Origin of the sequence: Pseudocitrobacter corydidari, from assembly GCF_021172065.1 — a bacterium.
Lineage (GTDB): Bacteria > Pseudomonadota > Gammaproteobacteria > Enterobacterales > Enterobacteriaceae > Pseudocitrobacter > Pseudocitrobacter corydidari.
Window position 1 is genome coordinate 2,529,762 of record NZ_CP087880.1, and the last position, 18,329, is coordinate 2,548,090.

Sequence of the window (18,329 nt, forward strand, 5' to 3'; positions counted from 1 at the left end):
TCATACGCCGCAGACAGGTATCTTAGGCTGATAACTATTACAACATCGATTATCTCCAACATCGCACCATCAAATATAAGTGGAATCTATGGCAATCAGTGAAACCAGCCCTGGGCTGTCCGGCTCCTCTGCGCCCCAGCAACAGGCACGCACGTCGTTTAAAATTCTCGGGGCCATCAGCCTCTCTCACCTGCTTAACGACATGATTCAGTCGTTAATTCTGGCTATCTACCCGCTGCTCCAGGCTGAATTCTCGCTCAGTTTCGTACAGATAGGGATGATTACCCTCACCTTCCAGCTCGCCTCTTCGCTACTTCAGCCGGTGGTTGGCTACGTGACCGATAAGCGCCCGATGCCGTGGTCGCTGCCAATTGGTATGTGCTTTACCCTCAGCGGCCTGATTCTGCTGGCGCTGGCGGGCAGTTTCTATACCGTTTTGCTGGCCGCCGCGCTGGTCGGGACCGGTTCGTCAGTTTTCCACCCGGAATCCTCGCGCGTGGCGCGTATGGCGTCCGGTGGCCGTCATGGCCTGGCGCAGTCAATCTTCCAGGTAGGCGGTAACTTTGGCAGTTCGTTAGGTCCGCTGCTGGCGGCGGTGATTATCGCCCCGTATGGGAAAGGCAACGTCGCCTGGTTCGTGCTGGCAGCGCTGCTGGCGATTGTTGTGCTGGCGCAAATCAGCCGCTGGTATGCCGCACAGCACCGCATTAATAAAGGTAAACCTAAAGCCGCGATTATTAATCCGCTGCCGCGCAACAAGGTGATTCTGGCCGTTTGCGTACTGCTGATGCTTATTTTTTCAAAATACTTCTACATGGCGAGCATTAGCAGCTATTACACCTTTTATTTGATGCATAAGTTTGGCTTATCCATTCAAAATGCGCAGATACACCTCTTTGCCTTCCTGTTTGCGGTCGCGGCAGGAACCGTGATTGGCGGGCCTGTGGGCGATAAAATTGGGCGTAAGTATGTTATTTGGGGCTCTATCCTCGGCGTTGCACCGTTTACGCTTGTTTTACCCTACGCATCGCTGGAATGGACCGGTATTTTAACGGTGATCATTGGATTTATCCTCGCTTCCGCATTTTCGGCGATTCTGGTATACGCTCAGGAGCTCTTACCTGGCCGAATTGGCATGGTTTCCGGTTTATTCTTCGGTTTTGCCTTCGGCATGGGCGGCTTAGGGGCTGCGGTTCTGGGGCTGGTTGCTGACCATACCAGCATCGAACTGGTCTATAAAATCTGTGCTTTCCTGCCGCTTCTGGGGATGTTGACCATATTCCTGCCTGATAACCGACAAAAACAGTAATTTTCACGCAGCCAAAGTCAAACTTTGGCTGCGTAGTTCCCCAGCCACTGCGGCATTTCCCCTGTTAATCCTCAGCCAATCCCACTTTTGGGGTTATTCCGATCATTAATTCCTTTTTTTATTAAAATTCAACATTTATTCATAAACATGATGACCCATTTTGTCATAAACTATTACAAGGTTTTTTGGTTTTCCGGATGATGTCACGCATCTGAGCCAAAAATGGAACAACGCACCACCACGAAAGGAGACGGAATGCATCACGCCACACCGCTTATCACCACCATTGTTGGTGGTCTTGTTCTCGCATTTTTCCTTGGCATGATTGCCAACAGATTACGCATATCTCCTTTAGTCGGTTATTTATTAGCAGGCGTTCTGGCCGGGCCATTTACGCCGGGTTTTGTCGCCGATACGCAACTGGCACCTGAACTGGCGGAACTGGGCGTGATTCTGCTGATGTTTGGCGTCGGGCTGCACTTTTCACTGAAAGATTTGATGGCGGTAAAGGCCATCGCCATTCCCGGTGCAATTTTACAGATAGCGGTGGCAACGCTGCTGGGTATGGCGCTTTCGTCGTTGCTCGGCTGGTCGTTGATGACCGGTATCGTGTTCGGCCTGTGTCTTTCCACCGCCAGTACCGTGGTGCTGCTGCGCGCGCTGGAAGAACGGCAACTCATTGATAGCCAGCGTGGGCAAATCGCCATCGGCTGGTTGATTGTTGAAGACCTGGTGATGGTGTTAACGCTGGTTCTGCTGCCTGCCGTCGCGGGCATGATGGAAAAAGGCGACGTTGGGCTGGCTTCGCTGGCGCTGGACATGTCAATGACCATCGGCAAAGTGGTCGCCTTTATCGCCATTATGATGCTGGTAGGTCGCCGCCTGGTGCCATGGATCCTCTCTCGTAGCGCCGCCACCGGCTCACGTGAGCTGTTTACCCTCTCAGTGCTGGCATTAGCGCTCGGCATCGCCTTCGGTGCGGTTGAGCTGTTTGATGTCTCCTTTGCATTGGGCGCATTCTTCGCCGGGATGGTGCTGAATGAGTCTGAACTGAGCCACCGCGCGGCCCACGATACGCTGCCGCTGCGCGACGCGTTCGCCGTGCTGTTCTTCGTTTCCGTCGGCATGCTGTTTGACCCGATGATTCTGATCGAGCAGCCGCTGGCGGTACTCGGCACGCTGGCAATCATCGTCTTTGGTAAGTCGTTAGCGGCGTTCTTCCTCGTGCGGATGTTTGGTCACTCACAGCGTACCGCGCTGACCATCGCCACCAGCCTGGCGCAGATTGGTGAGTTCGCCTTTATCCTGGCAGGGCTCGGCATGGCGCTGGATCTCCTGCCGCAGGCCGGGCAGAACCTGGTGCTGGCAGGGGCAATCCTGTCGATTATGCTCAACCCAATTCTGTTTACTTTGCTGGAGAAATATCTCGAGAAAACCGAGACGCTGGAGGAGCAAACGCTCGAAGAAGCGATTGAGGACGAGAAGCAGATCCCAGTGGATATCTGTAATCATGCGTTGCTGGTCGGCTACGGACGTGTCGGTAGCCTGCTCGGTGAGAAGCTGATGGCGCAGGGCATTCCGCTGGTCGTGATTGAAACTTCCCGCACGCGCGTCGATGAACTGCGCGAGCGCGGAATTCGCGCAGTGCTGGGCAACGCCGCAAATGAGGAAATCATGAACCTGGCGCATCTGGATTGCGCGCGCTGGCTGCTGCTGACCATTCCAAACGGCTACGAGGCCGGAGAGATTGTCGCTACCGCACGCGAAAAATGCCCGGGCATTGAGATTATCGCTCGCGCGCATTATGACGATGAGGTGGCGTATATCAGCGAACGCGGTGCCAATCAGGTGGTAATGGGCGAACGTGAGATTGCGAAAACTATGCTGGGCTTGTTAGAAAAACCGCCGCTTGAAGAGGCGGTGACAGGCTAAAATCGGAGAGCCGGATGGCGGCTGCGCCGTATCCGGCCTACAAATTCACATAAGCGTTCCAGGCCCGGTAAGCGAAGCGCCACCGGGCAAAACATTACGTTACCTTTCCCAGTACGCCTCTTCGAGGCTATCTTCCCTTTCCGGCAGGCCGCGCGTCAGGCGCGGTGAATGCTGGTTCAGCACCTGATAACTCACCCGGTTGGCATATTTACACACCTGTGCCAGCGACGAATAGGTCAGCCAGTGATGCTGGTGCTTACTGGAATTCGGCACGTTATTGCGATGGTAGTTATTGGCGGTGATATCGTGCAGCAATGCTGCCAGCGCGCCATCTCCCGCACCGTTGGTATTCATGATTTTTTCCGGGCCGCCCATATATGGCGCGATGTGCGAGTAAACCCGCAGCGGCTCCTGGCAATCTTTAAAACGCACCGCACGGCTGAATTCATACTGGTTGAATTCGGCAATGGCCCCCGGCAGCAGCGGATGCTGGGTTTTCCGTTTTGCCTCGTTCTCGGTAAAGCCCGCCATATAAAGCCCCACCGGACCGGCGGTACAGAGCACCAGATCCACCCAGTCCAGCGCTTTATCGGACGCCAGCAGCGGATCGTCGAGCCCGGTCAGCGCCAGCCCCTCTTCTTCATTCATTGCCAGAATTGAGACATGCTCTTTGAGAAATTCCTGCCACCACTGCGGGTTATCGGCAATCACATACTTAGTGCCGAGCGTCAGGACGACCGGAACGTTATATTTCTTCGCGTAGGCAATCGCCTGCATGGTGGCGTCTTTCATCGGCTCACCGGGCTTGCAGCGCACCAGATAAGAGGTCAGCACCAGCGCAGACGCGCCCGCGATCACGGCTTCCGGGATACTTTCCGGGTGCAGCTGGTTCATGTGGCCAGGGCTAATCGCGAAGGTGCGTTCGCCGGATTCGCTAATCAGCGTAAAGCAGCGGCCAATTGGGCCATCGACACCCTGTAAATAGTTGAGATCGGTACGGCTGGAGGTATTGCACAGATAACGGTACGCGTAGCCGCCAATTTCCACATTACGACACATCACGCCGAGCAGCACCGAGCGATCGTCCGCAAGCACCGAATAGTTGTGCATCGTGTTGCCGATGGTTCCCCCGGCAAATTGATGAGTGATGAGGTTATTCTGCACCAGCTCCTGATACAGCGCTTCCGCGACATCATCTTCAATTACCAGCGAATGCCCGGCGCTCAGGCCATAACGTTCAATAAACGCATCATCGACTTTGGCTTCGATATCCACCAGGGTTTGGTCAATGCCAACCACCCAGGAGACGCCATTTTCGCTTTCAGGCTGAATTTGTTTTAACAGCGGATCGCGGGCGTTAACGGGAAAATAGTGTTTTGATTTACGTTTACCGGGAAATTTCATGATTCTGTTTACTGGTGGATAGCCGAGCCGGAAATGGTAGCACATTCCACCAGCCGCATGCGACGAACGTCGTGCAGGTCATCGTTCAATATCGGTCAGCGGGATCGCAGTTTCCCGCGTTGGGAACTCTACAATATCGCGAGGATACTAAGGAGCGCATGATGAAAGCGGAAAATAAGATCCCCGTACTGGAGAAAATCTCGGCAGAAATGCAGCAGGTCATGCAATTTGAGCGGCCCGACTTACCGCCCTGGCCCGCCGATGCAACGCTTGAAATTCAGCGCGATTACTACACGCGCGAACGGCAATTCTGGAACGAGGGCGCGCCCGAGATGGCCACCGTCGAGTGCATCGTCCCCACACCGTTCGGCACCGTGGCAACGCGGATTTACTCACCGCAGCCGGAAAGCCCGGCGACGCTGTTTTATCTGCACGGCGGCGGCTTTATTCTCGGCAATCTGAACACGCACGACCGCATCATGCGGCTGTTGGCCAAATACAGCGGCTGCACGGTGATTGGCATTGATTACACTCTCTCGCCGGAGGCCCGCTATCCACAGGCGATTGAAGAAATCGTCGCCGTTTGTCAGTTCTTTCAGCGTCGCGATACCGCCCACCATATCAATATGACGCAAATTGGCTTTGCGGGGGATTCTGCGGGCGCGATGCTGGCGCTGGCCAGCGCGCTGTGGCTGCGCGATCGTCAGATAAACTGCGGGCACGTTGCGGGGACGCTGCTGTGGTATGGGCTGTATGGTTTGCAGGATTCCGTCAGCCGTCGGTTGATGGGCGGAAGCTGGGACGGGTTAACGCGTGAGGATCTGGCAAGCTACGAACGCGCCTATCTGCGTAATGAACAGGACAAAGAATCGCCGTGGTACTGCCTGTTCAATAACGATCTCACCCGTGACGTGCCGCCATGCTTTATCGCCGGCGCGGAATACGATCCGCTGATTGACGACAGCCGCCTGCTGCACCAAACGCTGCAGGCGCACCAGCAGGCCAGCCGTTATGTGATGTATCCCGGCGTGCTGCACGCGTTCTTACACTATTCACGGATGATGAAAACCGCCGACCAGGCGCTGCGGGACGGCGCGGCTTTCTTTGTCGAACAACTGCATTCTCGCTAGCAGTGCGGCGTGACCAGCGCCTGCATCATATCGATATGTTCCGGTGTGTCATTTAGCGCCGGAATATATTCATATTTCACCCCACCGGCTTCGAGGAACACTTCCCGGTTTTGTACCGCAATTTCTTCCAGCGTCTCCAGACAATCGGCGGAGAAGCCCGGGCACATCACCTGAATGTGTTTCACGCCCTTTTCACCCAGCATCTTCAGCGTTTCATCCGTATACGGCGTCAGCCACGGTTCACGACCAAAGCGCGACTGGAAGGTCATCATCACTTTATCCGGATCGATTTCCAGCGCGGAAACCAGCGCGCGCGTGGTATCGCGGCAACGCTGCGGGTAATCATCGCCTTCATTGGCATAGCGCTGCGGAATACCGTGATAAGAGAGCAGCAGCAAGTCCGGTTCGCCGTGGCGCGCAAAAGAGGCCTTCACCGTCCCCGCCAGCGCCTTGATGTAATCATGATCGGTCGCGTAATCGCGAATGAACGTGATGCCCGGAATGGCGCGGGTTTTACCCAGGATGCGCGCCAGTTCATCCCACACGGCGGCAACCGTCGAGCAGGAGTATTGCGGATACAGCGGCAGTACCACGATGTGGTCAACATCCTGCGCCAGTAAATCATTGACAGCGCTTTCCAGCGACGGCGTGCCATAGCTCATACCCAGCGCAACGGGCATGTCTGGCAGACGCTCAGCCAGCGCTTTTTGCTGTCTGCGGCTGTATACCATCAGCGGCGAGCCCTCTTCCATCCACACGGATTGATAGAGTTTCGCCACGCGCGGCGAGCGGATAGGCAGGATCACACCGCGTAACAGCGGCCACCATAACAGGCGGGAGGTGTCGACAACGCGTCGGTCGCTGAGGAATTGCCGAAGATAGCGTTTAACCGCGTCGGCGGTTGGCGCATCGGGTGTACCGAGGTTTACCAGCAGAATTCCTGTTTTTTTATAACGCATTACCGCCTCTCATTGATTCAAATCGTTGATAATTGTAGCGGAAAAGCGGGGAAGAAAAACTAATTGCTGTGAAAGGTGGTGCGGATAGTTGCCTGATGGCGCTGCGCTTATCAGGCCTACGGGAAAGCGCGGATGAATTTGCCTGATGGCGCTGCGCTTATCAGGCCTACAAAAAAATGTAGGCCGGATAAGGTGCGTGCACCGCCATCCGGCAAAACGGCCTTAGCCGAGGATTTTTTCCAGCTCAGCGCGTACGTCTGCGACGGCTTTAGTACCGTCAACTTTCGCGTATTTGGTGTTACCCGCCTGCGCTTCTTTAGAGTAATAGCCGATCAGCGGCGCAGTCATCTGATGATATTCCACCAGACGTTTACGCACGGTTTCTTCCTGATCGTCTTTACGGGTGGTCAGATCTTCGCCGGTCACATCATCTTTACCTTCCACTTTCGGCGGATTGAATTTGATGTGATAAACACGGCCAGATGCCGCGTGAACGCGACGGCCAACGATACGGTCAACGATCAGCTCGTCCGGAACATCGAATTCCAGAACGTAATCCACGTTGATGCCCGCTTCTTTCATGGCGTCTGCCTGCGGAATAGTGCGCGGGAAGCCGTCCAGCAGGAAACCGTTACGGCAATCTTCCTGGGAGATGCGTTCTTTAACCAGCGCGATAACCAGTTCGTCGGTAACCAGCTTGCCAGCATCCATGATGTCTTTGGCTTGTTTACCCAGTTCAGAACCGGATTTCACGGCGGCACGCAGCATATCGCCGGTGGAGATTTGCGGAACACCGTACTTCTCCATGATGAACTGAGCCTGAGTTCCTTTACCCGCGCCCGGAGCGCCAAGCAGAATGATACGCATTGCGAAAATCCCCTCAAAGGTTGTCTAAATTTTTCAAAAGCGCTAAACGATACCACCAACGCGCAGTTGGCTCAAGGAAGCGGGGCAGCGCTGAAACGGTTAATGGCGGGAAGATGGGCGAAAAAAAGCCGGATGGCGGTGCACGCACCTTATCCGGCCTACAAAAGTAGATTCAACCGTAGGCCGGATAAGCGTCAGCGCCATCCGGCATTACAATGCCGCTATCAGGACACCAGCAACTGGTTCATACGGCGGATAAACTGGTTCGGATCTTCCAGCGTACCGCGCTCAGCGAACAACGCCTGATCGAGCAGCAGCTCAACCCACTCTTTAAACTGGGCTTCATCCTGGGTGTCCGCCGTGCGTTTAACCAGCACGTGGTCCGGGTTCAGTTCAAAGATGTACTTCACGTCCGGCACGGCCTGGCCCGCAGCGGCAAACAGTTTCGCCATCTGGGTGCTCATTTCGTCCGCGTCGGTGGTGACGATGGCCGGGGTATCGGTCAGACGGTGCGTCAGACGCACCTCTTTCACGCGATCGCCCAGCAGGGTTTTCACGCGCTCCACGAACGGCGTCAGCGCTTTTTCCGCTTCTTTGGCGCTTTCGTCCACTTCATCCGCCAGTTTGTCGATGGACTCATCGGCTTTAGCAACGGACTGGAACGGCTTACCGTCGAACTCGGTCAGGTAGTTCATCATCCACTCGTCGATGCGGTCAGAAAGCAGCAGAACTTCGATGCCTTTCTTACGCAGCAGCTCCAGGTGCGGGCTGCTTTTCGCTGCCGCATAGCTGTCAGCGGTGATGTAGTAAATTTTTTCCTGCCCTTCTTTCATGCGGGAAACGTAGTCTGCCAGCGAAACGGTCTGCTCTGAAGAGTCCGTATGCGTAGACGCGAAGCGCAGCAGTTTCGCAATCGCTTCCTGGTTGGCGCTGTCTTCCGCCGGGCCTTCTTTGAGTACCAGGCCAAACTGTTTCCAGAAGGTCTGATATTTTTCCGCGTCGTCTTTCGCCAGTTTTTCCAGCATTTGCAGCACGCGTTTGGTCAGCGCGCCGCGCAGGCTGCGGGTGACCGCGCTGTCCTGAAGGATTTCACGGGAGACGTTCAGCGGCAGATCGTTAGAATCTATCAGACCACGCACAAAGCGCAGGTAGTTCGGCATGAACTGCTCGGCGTCGTCCATGATAAACACGCGCTGCACGTACAGTTTCAGGCCATGTTTATGGTCACGGTTCCACAGATCCCATGGTGCCTGCGACGGAATATACAGCAGGCTGGTGTATTCCTGCTTACCTTCCACACGGTTGTGGCTCCAGGTCAGCGGGTCAGTGAAGTCATGGGCGATGTGTTTGTAGAACTCGGTATATTCTTCGTCTTTGATTTCTGACTTGTTACGCGTCCACAGCGCCTGTGCTTTGTTGATTTTTTCCCAGGAAATAACGGTTTCACCGTCTTTTTCTTCCCGTTTTTCAATTTCAACCGGCAGCGCGATATGGTCGGAGTACTTGCTGATGATGGAACGTACACGCCAGTCATCGAGGAATTCATCTTCGCCTTCGCGCAGATGCAGGGTGATTTCGGTGCCGCGATCGGCTTTGGTGATATCGGCAACGGTGTAATCGCCTTCACCTTCTGACTCCCAGAAGACGCCGTTTTCTGCCGCGTCGCCCGCCGCGCGGGTGCGTACAGTCACTTTATCGGCCACGATAAACGCCGAGTAGAAGCCGACGCCAAACTGACCAATCAGCTGGCTGTCTTTCGCCTGGTCAGAGCCCATCGATTCGAGGAACGCTTTGGTACCGGATTTAGCGATAGTCCCCAGATGGTCGATGACTTCATCGCGATTCATACCAATGCCGTTATCGGCAATGGTCAACGTACGCTTATCTTTATCGAAGGAAACACGCACGCGCAGCTCGCCGTCACCTTCGTAAAGGTCCGGGTTGGAGAGCGCACGGAAACGCAGCTTGTCAGCCGCATCCGAGGCGTTAGAGATAAGCTCACGCAGGAAAATTTCTTTATTGGAATACAGGGAATGGATCATCAGATGCAGAAGTTGTTTCACTTCAGACTGAAAACCACGAGTTTCTTGTCCTTTCATGTCGAAAATACCTCAATGCCAATTACAAGGTAAAAATGCGTTGAGAGGGAGATGGGGATAGCGGGGGAAAATTTCAAGCGAGAGCAGAAAATCCTGCTCTCGTTTGATTAAAAACGAATCTTATGACGACCGGCGAGCGAGTGCGACAGCGTGGTGCCATCGACCATCTCCAGTTCGCCGCCAACGGGTACGCCGTGGGCGATGCGGCTGGCTTCCACACCGTGCTGAGCGCACAGCTCGGCGATGTAGTTAGCGGTCGCCTCCCCTTCCACCGTGGGGTTGGTGGCGAGGATAACTTCAGTGAGCGATTCCGTTTCCAGACGCTGCTCCAGGCGGTCGAGACCGATATCATCGGGCCCGATGCCGTCGAGCGGCGACAGGTGGCCCATCAGCACGAAGTAGCGGCCAGAAAACTGCCCGGTCTGCTCAATGGCGTAGATGTCCGCAGGACTCTCCACCACGCAGATTTGGCCGTTTTCCTGGCGACGCGGGTTCGAACAGATGTTACAGACTTCCTGCTCGGTGAAGGTGCGGCAATCGGCACAGTGGCCGATTTCCGACATAGCGCGGGTCAGCGACTGCGCCAGACGCATTCCGCCGCTGCGATCGCGCTGCAGCAGCGTAAACGCCATACGCTGCGCGGACTTCGGACCAACGCCCGGCAGGCAGCGCAGTGCTTCCATAAGCTGAGTTAACAGCGGGCTGGTTTGCATCAGAACGGCAGCTTCATACCCGGCGGCAGTTGCATACCGGAGGACACGGAGGCCATTTTCTCTTTCTGGGTTTCATCAATGCGACGCGCCGCATCGTTGAATGCCGCAGCAACCAGATCTTCCAGCATGTCTTTGTCATCTTCCAGCAGGCTTGGGTCGATTTCCACGCGACGGCAGTTGTGTGCGCCGTTGATGGTCACTTTTACCAGACCTGCGCCGGATTCGCCGGTCACTTCCAGTTTCGCGATTTCTTCCTGCATCTGCTGCATTTTTTCTTGCATCTGCTGGGCCTGTTTCATCAGGTTACCCAGACCGCCTTTACCAAACATAGGCTTCTCTCTTTCATTCAAGGGTGACGACCATAAGCCAGGCTCACGATCAAATGGGGCGGATACTCTCTTCGTCCAGGTCCGCATCGAAGAATCGACGCAGAGTCTGAATGTTGTTATCCGCGATTATCGCCTCACGCGCTTGCGCGAGTTTCTCTTCATAAATGGCCTGACGCCACTCAAGCGGCGTTCGCTGGGTTGAATTATCATCTTCAATGATAGTCAATTCAACGGGTGCGCCGTTTAAAGTGCTCAGCGCCTCGGCCAGCTTCTGCTGCGCGCCCGGCGAGTTCAGATGTCGCTGGGTGGGACGCAGATGCAGGCAAATCGTATTGCCGCTTTGCTCTTTCCACGCGTTGAGCGCCACCTGCTCAACCAGCTTCGGCAGCGCCAGTTGGCTCACCTGCGCGGCCCACTCGTCGCGCTCGATGGCCTCAGCAGCCAGTTTCGCGGCCAGTTCCGGCGTTTTTTCATGCTCCAGCGCTTTCTTCAACGCTTTTGGCGTTGCCACCTCCACTTTGACCTCTTGGGTCGGCAGGGTGGATTTCCAGCGATAGGCCTCTTTCTTCGCCGGTGCTTTCTCGAGTGCCGACGGCGCAGGACGCGATGAAACGCGTTCCGTTACCGAAGCCAGTCTTTCCAGCGCAGCGTTATTCACCGGCCGCGCGCGGGAAGCGGCTGCCGGTTCACTCTTTTTTGTTTTGGGCGCTCCTGCATTGCCCTGCTGAAGCTGACGACGAGCGGCCAGCACCTGATTGGTTGATTCAGGTAGCGGTACATCCGGCCCGCGCGGCGCAGGCGCTGTCTGCGGCTGAACCGGCGGCGGTGTCATCATCGCCGTCGCGGCCTGCGGCGCGAAGTTGTGCTGGGGCACTTCCGGCTCTGGCAGCGGCATACGCGGATGGAACGCCAACGCGCGCAGCAACGTCATCTCAATACCCATCCGGCGGTCTGGCGCGTAAGGCAGTTCCTTGCGGCCAATCAGCAGGGTTTGGTAGTAGAGCTGAACATCGGTCGGCGGTACGGTTCGCGCTAAATCACGCATCCGCTGCTCGACCGGGGCCATATCGCTGCCCAGCGCGGACGGCGACAGCTGCACCATGGCAATGCGATGCAGCAGACTTTGCATTTCAACCAGCAGCGCTTCCCACTCGATACCACGTTGTGCGGCCTCGTTGACCAGCGCCATGACGCGTTCACCATCGGCGGCGACCAGCGCTTCAATCAATGAAAGCGCCTGGTCGTCATCGAGCGTACCCAGCATGGTGCTGACTGACGCGGTGGTCAGTTGCCCTTCCCCGCTGGCAATGGCTTGATCCGTCAGGCTTAACGCATCACGCAGGCTGCCATCTGCCGAACGGGCAAGCAGTTGCAGTGCGCGCGGCTCAAAGGCAATTTTCTCTTCGCCGAGAATGTGCTCAAGCTGATGACGAATTTGTTCGACATCCAGCGCTTTAAGATGGAATTGCAGGCAACGGGAAAGAATGGTCACCGGCAGTTTTTGCGGGTCGGTGGTTGCCAGCAGGAATTTGACGTGCGCAGGCGGCTCTTCCAGCGTTTTTAACAGCGCGTTAAAGCTGTGGCGGGAGAGCATGTGCACTTCATCGATCAGATAGACTTTGAAACGCCCACGCGCCGGGGCGTACTGGACGTTATCGAGCAGGTCGCGCGTGTCTTCAACTTTGGTGCGCGACGCGGCATCGATTTCGATTAAATCGACAAAACGCCCCTCTTCGATTTCACGGCAGTTATCGCACACGCCGCAGGGCGTAGCAGTAACACCGGTTTCGCAGTTCAGCCCCTTCGCCAACAAACGGGCGATAGAGGTTTTACCGACGCCACGGGTGCCGGAAAAGAGATAGGCGTGATGAATGCGCCCTAACGACAAGCCGTTCGCCAGTGCAGTCAGCACATGTTCCTGGCCGACGACGTCAGCGAAGGTTTGTGGTCGCCATTTTCGGGCTAAGACCTGATAACTCATTGGCTGGCTCTGAGACGTTGGAAGGTGGATTCACGAGGGGGGTAATGCTATCACAGCCCCGCCAATACGGCGAGGCTCAGTATCGGGATTTGCTTAGTGGCCCGGGAAGGAAACCAGGCTGTAGCTGGTGATACCCTGTTTTTCCAGGCGCTGCTCACCACCGAGGTCGAACAGATTGATGATGAATGCCGCATCGGTCACTTCACCACCCAAACGACGGATCAGTTTAACGGTCGCTTCGATAGTGCCGCCGGTCGCCAGCAGATCGTCCACAACCAGCACTTTATCGCCGGGTTTGATCGCATCAACATGGATTTCCAGTTGATCGGTGCCGTATTCCAGTTCATAGCTTTCCGCGATAGTTTCGCGCGGCAGTTTACCCGGCTTACGTACCGGCACAAAACCTACGCCCATCGCCAGGGCCACCGGTGCACCAAACAGGAAACCACGCGCTTCGGTACCCACGACTTTAGTGATACCCGCATCTTTATAGCGATTCACCAGCAATTCAATGCTGAGGGCGTAGGCTTTCGGATCCTCCAGTAAACTGGTGACGTCACGGAAAAGAATGCCCGGCTTCGGATAGTCGTGAATGCTTTTAATGCTGTTCTTCAGAAATTCAAGCTGCTGTGCAGTAGCGGTCATAGGTTTGTGCCTGCTTAAAACGATGTTACTCGAGGCGTGCAAAATGGGTCAAAGTTACATTTGATTAACTTTTGACCGGCGCGCCTGTGCTCGAAAACGGTCGAATTTACTGACTGCTGATAAGAATTGCAACACCATTGATGCGCTTTACGGCTTTTGTTGTTCCGCATCAATCACCGGGATCCGCCACATGAAAATCAGCAGACAGGCCAGAATCACCAGCAACAGTATGCGAACCCACATCATCTTCACCAGCCATAGCGAGATAGCGAAGGTCACCAGAATTAGGATAATAGCCCGAGGCTTTGCCCCGCGCGGCATGGCACGATACTTCTGCCAGTGGCGCAAATAGCCGCCAAACCAGGAGCGATAAAGCAGCCAGTGGTGAAAACGCGGCGACGAGCGCGCAAAGCACCAGGCGGCGAGCAGGATAAACGGCGTGGTAGGCAGCAACGGCAAAACCACGCCTAATGTGCCCAGGGCTACCGCCAGCCAGCCAATAATGATTAAAATAGTGCGTTGCATAGCGAGAATCGTTATCAATACCAGCTGCTAATGTAGCATAGCCGATAAAAAACACGACGGAGATTGGCGTGAAAATAGCGCAGCTTTTACAAACGCTGGAAGCCCAGCTTGCCCGGCTGCAAGTGCGCATCGCGCCGCTGGCGCAGCACGCCACCCTGACGCCCCGCTTTGACCGGCAACTGTTTCACACCCGCAGCACCACGCTACAGGCGTGCCTGAATGAAGCGCAGAAGAATTTCAGCGAGTTGCAGCGCGCCGTTGAGCAGCAGCAGCTTCCGCAGGTGGCCTGGCTTGCCGAGCAACTGGCTGCACAAATTGAGGCCATCAGCCGGGAAAGTGAGGCCTGGACACTGCGTGCCTGGGATAGCGCCTCACCCGCGCAAACGCGCTGGCAGCGCAAACGCCTGCAAACTCAGGAGTTTGAACGCCGATTGCTGGAGATGAAGCAGACGCGTGAGCAACAGCTTGCGCAGGCGACTACCTTTGATGAGCAGCAGCGGCTTGGCCGCGAAATTATCGCCTTTGATGCCCGTCTGGCGCGCTGCCGACAGGCTTTGCAGGACATTGAAAACGTACTGGCGCGCCTGACGCGCTAAAGGGGAAAGTATGTCGCTGGAAAATGCGCCGGATGACGTTAAGCTGGCGGTGGATTTAATAATGCTGCTGGAGAGTCACGATATCGCGCCGGATGTGGTGTTAAGCGCGCTGGAAATAGTGAAGCGAGATTTCGAGAAGAAGCTGGCGCCCGGTGGCGCTACGCTTACCGGGCCTACAAGATTGCACAAACCGTAGGCCGGATAAGGCGAAGCCGCCATCCGGCGAACGCGCCGTACAACCGCCCGGTGGTGCTGCGCTTACCGGACCTACAAAATTGCACAATCCGTAGGCCGGATAAGGCGCAGCCGCATCCGGCAAAATCGCCGCACAAACGCCCGGTGGCGCTACGCTTACCGGGCCTACAAGATTGCACAAACCGTAGGCCGGATAAGGCGCAGCCGCCATCCGGCAAAAGCGCCGCGCAACCGCCCGGTGGCGCTGCGCTCACCGGGCCTACAACAGAAGTATTAATCCGCTACCGCGAGATTGTTACCACCGTTGTTATCACGCTTCACTTCCGTCACTTCATCGCCCTTCTCATTGTGCAGATGAACTTCCAGCTGGTTAAACGCAATGTTGATGTTATTTTCACGGCACAGACGATCGATGGTGCGGTTCAGCTCATCGACGGTGTAGCTTCGATCGCGCAGTTCACGCACATACAGACGCAGCTCGTGATCCAGCGTGCTGGCACCAAAAGTGGTGAACAGCACAATTGGCTCCGGATCGTGCATCACTTTCGGGTGCTCCATCGCCGCTTTCAGCAGGATCTCTTTCACCTTATCGAGATCGGATCCATACGCCACGCCAAGGCTTATCACCACACGTGTAATCGTATCGCTGAGCGACCAGTTGATCAGGCGCTCGGTCACAAACGCTTTGTTCGGGATGATCACCTCTTTACGGTCAAAGTCGGTGATGGTCGTCGCACGGATGCGGATCCTGCTGACCGTCCCCGAGAAGGTGCCGATCGTCACGGTATCGCCAATACGTACCGGGCGTTCAAACAGGATAATGATACCGGAGACAAAGTTACCGAATATCTCCTGTAAACCAAAACCGAGGCCGACCGATAACGCCGCCGCCAGCCATTGCAGTTTGTCCCACGAGACGCCCAGCGAGCCAAACACCGTCATTGCGCCGACGGCGATGATCACGTAGTTGAGGATCGTGGTAATGGCGTAGGACGCGCCCTGGCGCATGTTCAGGCGCGAGAGCACCAGCACTTCCAGCAGGCCCGGTAAGTTGCGGATGAGCGCCCAGGCAATGGTGGCCGCAATCACCGCAAACAGCAGGCTGCCCATGGTGACGTTTTTCACCACGCTGGCACCCGCTTCCGTGCCGCTGTAATGCCACAGAGTAATGCTGTCGAGATAGGTAAAGACGGAGATTAAGTCTGACCAGATCCCCCAGAACGCCGCCGCGAACAGACACACCATCAGCAGCATGGTGATACGCAGCGTTTGCTGGTTGACCTGCTCCAGCGCGATGGTCGGCTCTTCCTGTGGCTCCGCGCCTTCCGCGCCCTCTTTCACGATATTCTGACGACGCGCGACCGCACGGCGATAAGCGATACGCCGCGCCGCGACGCTCAACCCGCGCAGAACGGTTTGATAAAGCAGGTTCCAGACAATCACCAGGTAGACGGTTTCAATCCAGCGGCCGGAGAGGCGCAGCGTGGTATAGAAGTAGCCCGTCGCCGTCAGTACCATCAAACCAATCGGTACCAGCGACAGCACGGTAATCGTCACCAGACGCAGCCCATGCGACTCTTTATCACGCCAGCTGTCGCGGCACATCGGCCATACCAGAATGGCAATCACCAGCAGGTTCAGCAGAATAACAAACTGGCCCAGCACGTCGTCCATCAGGTGCAGTGGCGAAAGCTCCGCCACCACGGACCAGAAGTGCAGCGGCAGCAACGCAAGGCTGATGCGCACAATCTGACGACGCCAGTGGCTGGTGAGCTGTTCTGGCATATTGAAGTGGCGTACAGCGACGCCGTCTTTTTCCAGTACTTTCCAGCACAGGCCGAAGATCAGCCAGAAGGTCGCCAGTTTTTTACAGAACGCCCACAGCAGGTCGCTGATGTTGAGCTGCATGGTCAGCAGAATCAGGCCAACGGCCAGAATCACTAATACCACCGGCAAGGCTCTTATCAGGTCGATGAGAATCGCTTTTGGCGTATGCAACTGGCTGTCGTTGCGTAGTTGTCCTACCTGTTCCGCCAAACGCGCCTGATACACACGCAGCCAGGCCAGTTTCCAGCGGATCAGCCCGGCAATCAGCAGCAGCGGCAGGCCCGCCAGGAAGGCGATGAAGACGGCTGGCCACGCTTTTTCCCAGTTTACGGTGATTTTCATCGCCTTGAACTGGTCTTTCAGCGCGCCGGGGAAAGATTTAATCCAGTCCCAGCCCATCGGTTTGTTGCTGTTTACCCAGAAGATTTGCTGAGTAAGGATCTCTTTGAGGTTTTTCGATACGCTCATCAACTGCTGCTGATTGATTTGCAGGTTGATAGCCATCATCAGCTGGTTTCCCAACTGTTTGTTAATTAAGTCCAGCGCCTCACGACGCGCGTCAACCAGTTGCAGCAGCGCGTCATGCACTTCCGGCGTAACTTCGCTGGTGTGCCCCTCTTCCAGTTTGGCGACAAAATCTTCACTCTGGAACATAGCATCACGCTGCTGGTTAATTTCGAACTGCTCCAGACGCAAATCCGCAATGCGGTTGGTCATGTCTTCCAGTTCATCGGCGGAAGGCAGAGTCTGTTGCTGCTGATAAAGAATACGCGAGAGCAGCAGGCTACCTTTCAGTACCGCAATCTGCTCTTTCACGTTACGCTCGGATTGCAGCGCACGGTCGAGCCAGTTCTTGACTCTGATGTTTTGCTGAACCAGCTGGTTACCGCTTTCGGTGACGTTAATCAGGCGCTGACTTAACTGGTGGTTGATTTCCAGCTCCTGTTTAACCAGCGGATTCGCCTGAATGCGCGCCGTGTCTTCCGGCGAAGCGGTTTCCTGCGCCGTTTTTTCTGTCAGCGTTAAGCGCTTATTGTTAGCCGCTTCCTGCAAAAGCTGAAGCTGGTGCTCAAGGCGGGTGCTGTAAGCGGTAATATAATCACGCTGTTTTTGCAGGGTATCCTGCAACGTGGTGTTGCCCTGCAAGCTTTTACGTTGCTGATCGAGTTCCGCGTTGAGCAGTGCCTGCTGCACCTGCAACATGGTTTGCTGCGAGGGACGCAGCGCGCCTTCCCCTACCGTGGTGCCGTTCAGGCTATTACGAATTTGTTGAAGCTGCTGCGACGCCGCATTCATGGCGTTCTGCACGCGCTCAGGCTGCGTTTGCAGCGAAACCAGTTGGGTATTGTAGGTCGCCAGATCGTTCTGGGCATTTTGCAGGTCATCAACCATCTGCGTTAAGCGCGCTTCCAGCTGACGTAATGACAGCGTCGAGAGCGTTTTACGCGTTTCATCGTCATTGTCGACGTCGCTCAGCGCATTCAGTTTCTCAGTGGCCTCGCGCAGCTGCGCCGGGGCCTGATCGACTTTCTTCTGCAACTGGACGGTTTCGTCTTTGACGCGATCGATTTTATCCAGGAACTGGACGGTCTCGGTCAGATCCTGTAGTTCCAGCTTGTCCGCCGGGGTGGGATCTTTCTTCTTATTGATAGCATCGATTTGTGCCTGAATTTCGGCACGATCGGGAAGGTCATTGCCGCTTGTGGCACGCGCCTGCGCGGCGGTGACAGCACAGAAAAGACATGCGATAACGACTATAAAAGCGAAAAATGTGTTCCGCGAGCGAATGTTATGCAGCATAGTTTTAACATGAGTGAT

At 55.7% G+C, this 18,329-nt stretch carries 15 protein-coding genes and 1 other annotated feature; of the genes, 5 read left to right on the forward strand and 10 right to left on the reverse strand.

Features of this window, described 5'->3' with window-relative positions:
- The first annotated feature begins 88 nt into the window (after window positions 1-88).
- Together G163CM_RS11765 and ybaL are read left to right on the forward strand one after the other, a co-directional pair.
- On the forward strand, window positions 89-1,309 hold the full coding sequence (locus G163CM_RS11765) for an MFS transporter (RefSeq protein ID WP_015965515.1): 1,221 nt from the start codon (window positions 89-91) through the stop codon (window positions 1,307-1,309).
- 255 nt (window positions 1,310-1,564) lie between these two features.
- Entirely contained in the window at window positions 1,565-3,241 is a 1,677-nt protein-coding gene (gene ybaL / locus G163CM_RS11770) for a YbaL family putative K(+) efflux transporter (RefSeq protein WP_015965516.1), read from the forward strand.
- A gap of 99 nt (window positions 3,242-3,340) precedes the next feature.
- Here the strand turns inward: ybaL and G163CM_RS11775 are convergent, their stop codons facing one another.
- Window positions 3,341-4,645: an inosine/guanosine kinase gene (locus G163CM_RS11775; protein ID WP_231825091.1), complete on the reverse strand. Its 1,305-nt coding sequence runs from the start codon at window positions 4,643-4,645 to the stop codon at window positions 3,341-3,343.
- A gap of 161 nt (window positions 4,646-4,806) precedes the next feature.
- Between G163CM_RS11775 and aes the strand changes: the two genes are divergently transcribed.
- Complete coding sequence (gene aes, locus G163CM_RS11780) at window positions 4,807-5,775, forward strand: acetyl esterase (protein ID WP_231828368.1); 969 nt, start codon at window positions 4,807-4,809, stop codon at window positions 5,773-5,775.
- On the opposite strand, the gene hemH is transcribed toward aes, so the two are convergent.
- The 8 genes from hemH to G163CM_RS11820 form a co-directional block, all read right to left on the reverse strand.
- Window positions 5,772-6,734 carry a ferrochelatase gene (hemH, locus tag G163CM_RS11785; protein WP_015965519.1) on the reverse strand — a complete coding sequence of 321 codons (963 nt, stop codon included), beginning with the start codon at window positions 6,732-6,734 and terminating at the stop codon, window positions 5,772-5,774. The two genes, aes and hemH, sit on opposite strands and share 4 nt — an antisense overlap.
- 222 nt (window positions 6,735-6,956) lie before the next feature.
- The gene (gene adk / locus G163CM_RS11790; RefSeq protein WP_231825092.1) at window positions 6,957-7,601 is read right to left on the reverse strand and encodes an adenylate kinase; all 645 of its coding nucleotides are present in this window, start codon (window positions 7,599-7,601) and stop codon (window positions 6,957-6,959) included.
- 224 nt (window positions 7,602-7,825) lie between these two features.
- On the reverse strand, window positions 7,826-9,700 hold the full coding sequence (gene htpG / locus G163CM_RS11795) for a molecular chaperone HtpG (RefSeq protein WP_015965521.1): 1,875 nt from the start codon (window positions 9,698-9,700) through the stop codon (window positions 7,826-7,828).
- A 107-nt stretch (window positions 9,701-9,807) separates the two neighbouring features.
- Entirely contained in the window at window positions 9,808-10,413 is a 606-nt protein-coding gene (gene recR / locus G163CM_RS11800; RefSeq protein WP_231825093.1) for a recombination mediator RecR, read from the reverse strand.
- A complete protein-coding gene (locus tag G163CM_RS11805; RefSeq protein ID WP_015965523.1) occupies window positions 10,413-10,742 on the reverse strand; it encodes a YbaB/EbfC family nucleoid-associated protein in 330 nt (109 codons plus the stop codon). The genes recR and G163CM_RS11805 overlap by 1 nt, the downstream gene beginning before the upstream one ends.
- Window positions 10,743-10,791: 49 nt before the next feature.
- Window positions 10,792-12,723: a DNA polymerase III subunit gamma/tau gene (gene dnaX / locus G163CM_RS11810; RefSeq protein WP_231825094.1), complete on the reverse strand. Its 1,932-nt coding sequence runs from the start codon at window positions 12,721-12,723 to the stop codon at window positions 10,792-10,794.
- Window positions 11,395-11,458, reverse strand: a sequence feature (DnaX frameshifting element). (Overlaps the previous gene by 64 nt.)
- Window positions 12,724-12,816: 93 nt before the next feature.
- Window positions 12,817-13,368, reverse strand: coding sequence for an adenine phosphoribosyltransferase (apt, locus tag G163CM_RS11815; protein ID WP_015965525.1), 552 nt, complete (start codon window positions 13,366-13,368; stop codon window positions 12,817-12,819).
- A gap of 147 nt (window positions 13,369-13,515) precedes the next feature.
- The gene (locus G163CM_RS11820) at window positions 13,516-13,893 is read right to left on the reverse strand and encodes a DUF454 family protein (protein ID WP_041686299.1); all 378 of its coding nucleotides are present in this window, start codon (window positions 13,891-13,893) and stop codon (window positions 13,516-13,518) included.
- Window positions 13,894-13,961: 68 nt separating this feature from the next.
- Here G163CM_RS11820 and priC point away from each other — a divergent pair, with 68 nt between their 5' ends.
- Together priC and rsmS are read left to right on the forward strand one after the other, a co-directional pair.
- Window positions 13,962-14,489, forward strand: coding sequence for a primosomal replication protein N'' (priC, locus tag G163CM_RS11825; RefSeq protein WP_231825095.1), 528 nt, complete (start codon window positions 13,962-13,964; stop codon window positions 14,487-14,489).
- Between the two features lie 10 nt (window positions 14,490-14,499).
- The gene (gene rsmS / locus G163CM_RS11830; RefSeq protein WP_231825096.1) at window positions 14,500-14,685 is read left to right on the forward strand and encodes a pleiotropic regulatory protein RsmS; all 186 of its coding nucleotides are present in this window, start codon (window positions 14,500-14,502) and stop codon (window positions 14,683-14,685) included.
- Between the two features lie 272 nt (window positions 14,686-14,957).
- Here rsmS and mscK read toward each other — a convergent pair whose 3' ends face one another.
- Window positions 14,958-18,311 carry a mechanosensitive channel MscK gene (gene mscK, locus G163CM_RS11835; protein ID WP_231825097.1) on the reverse strand — a complete coding sequence of 1,118 codons (3,354 nt, stop codon included), beginning with the start codon at window positions 18,309-18,311 and terminating at the stop codon, window positions 14,958-14,960.
- Window positions 18,312-18,329 lie beyond the last annotated feature (18 nt).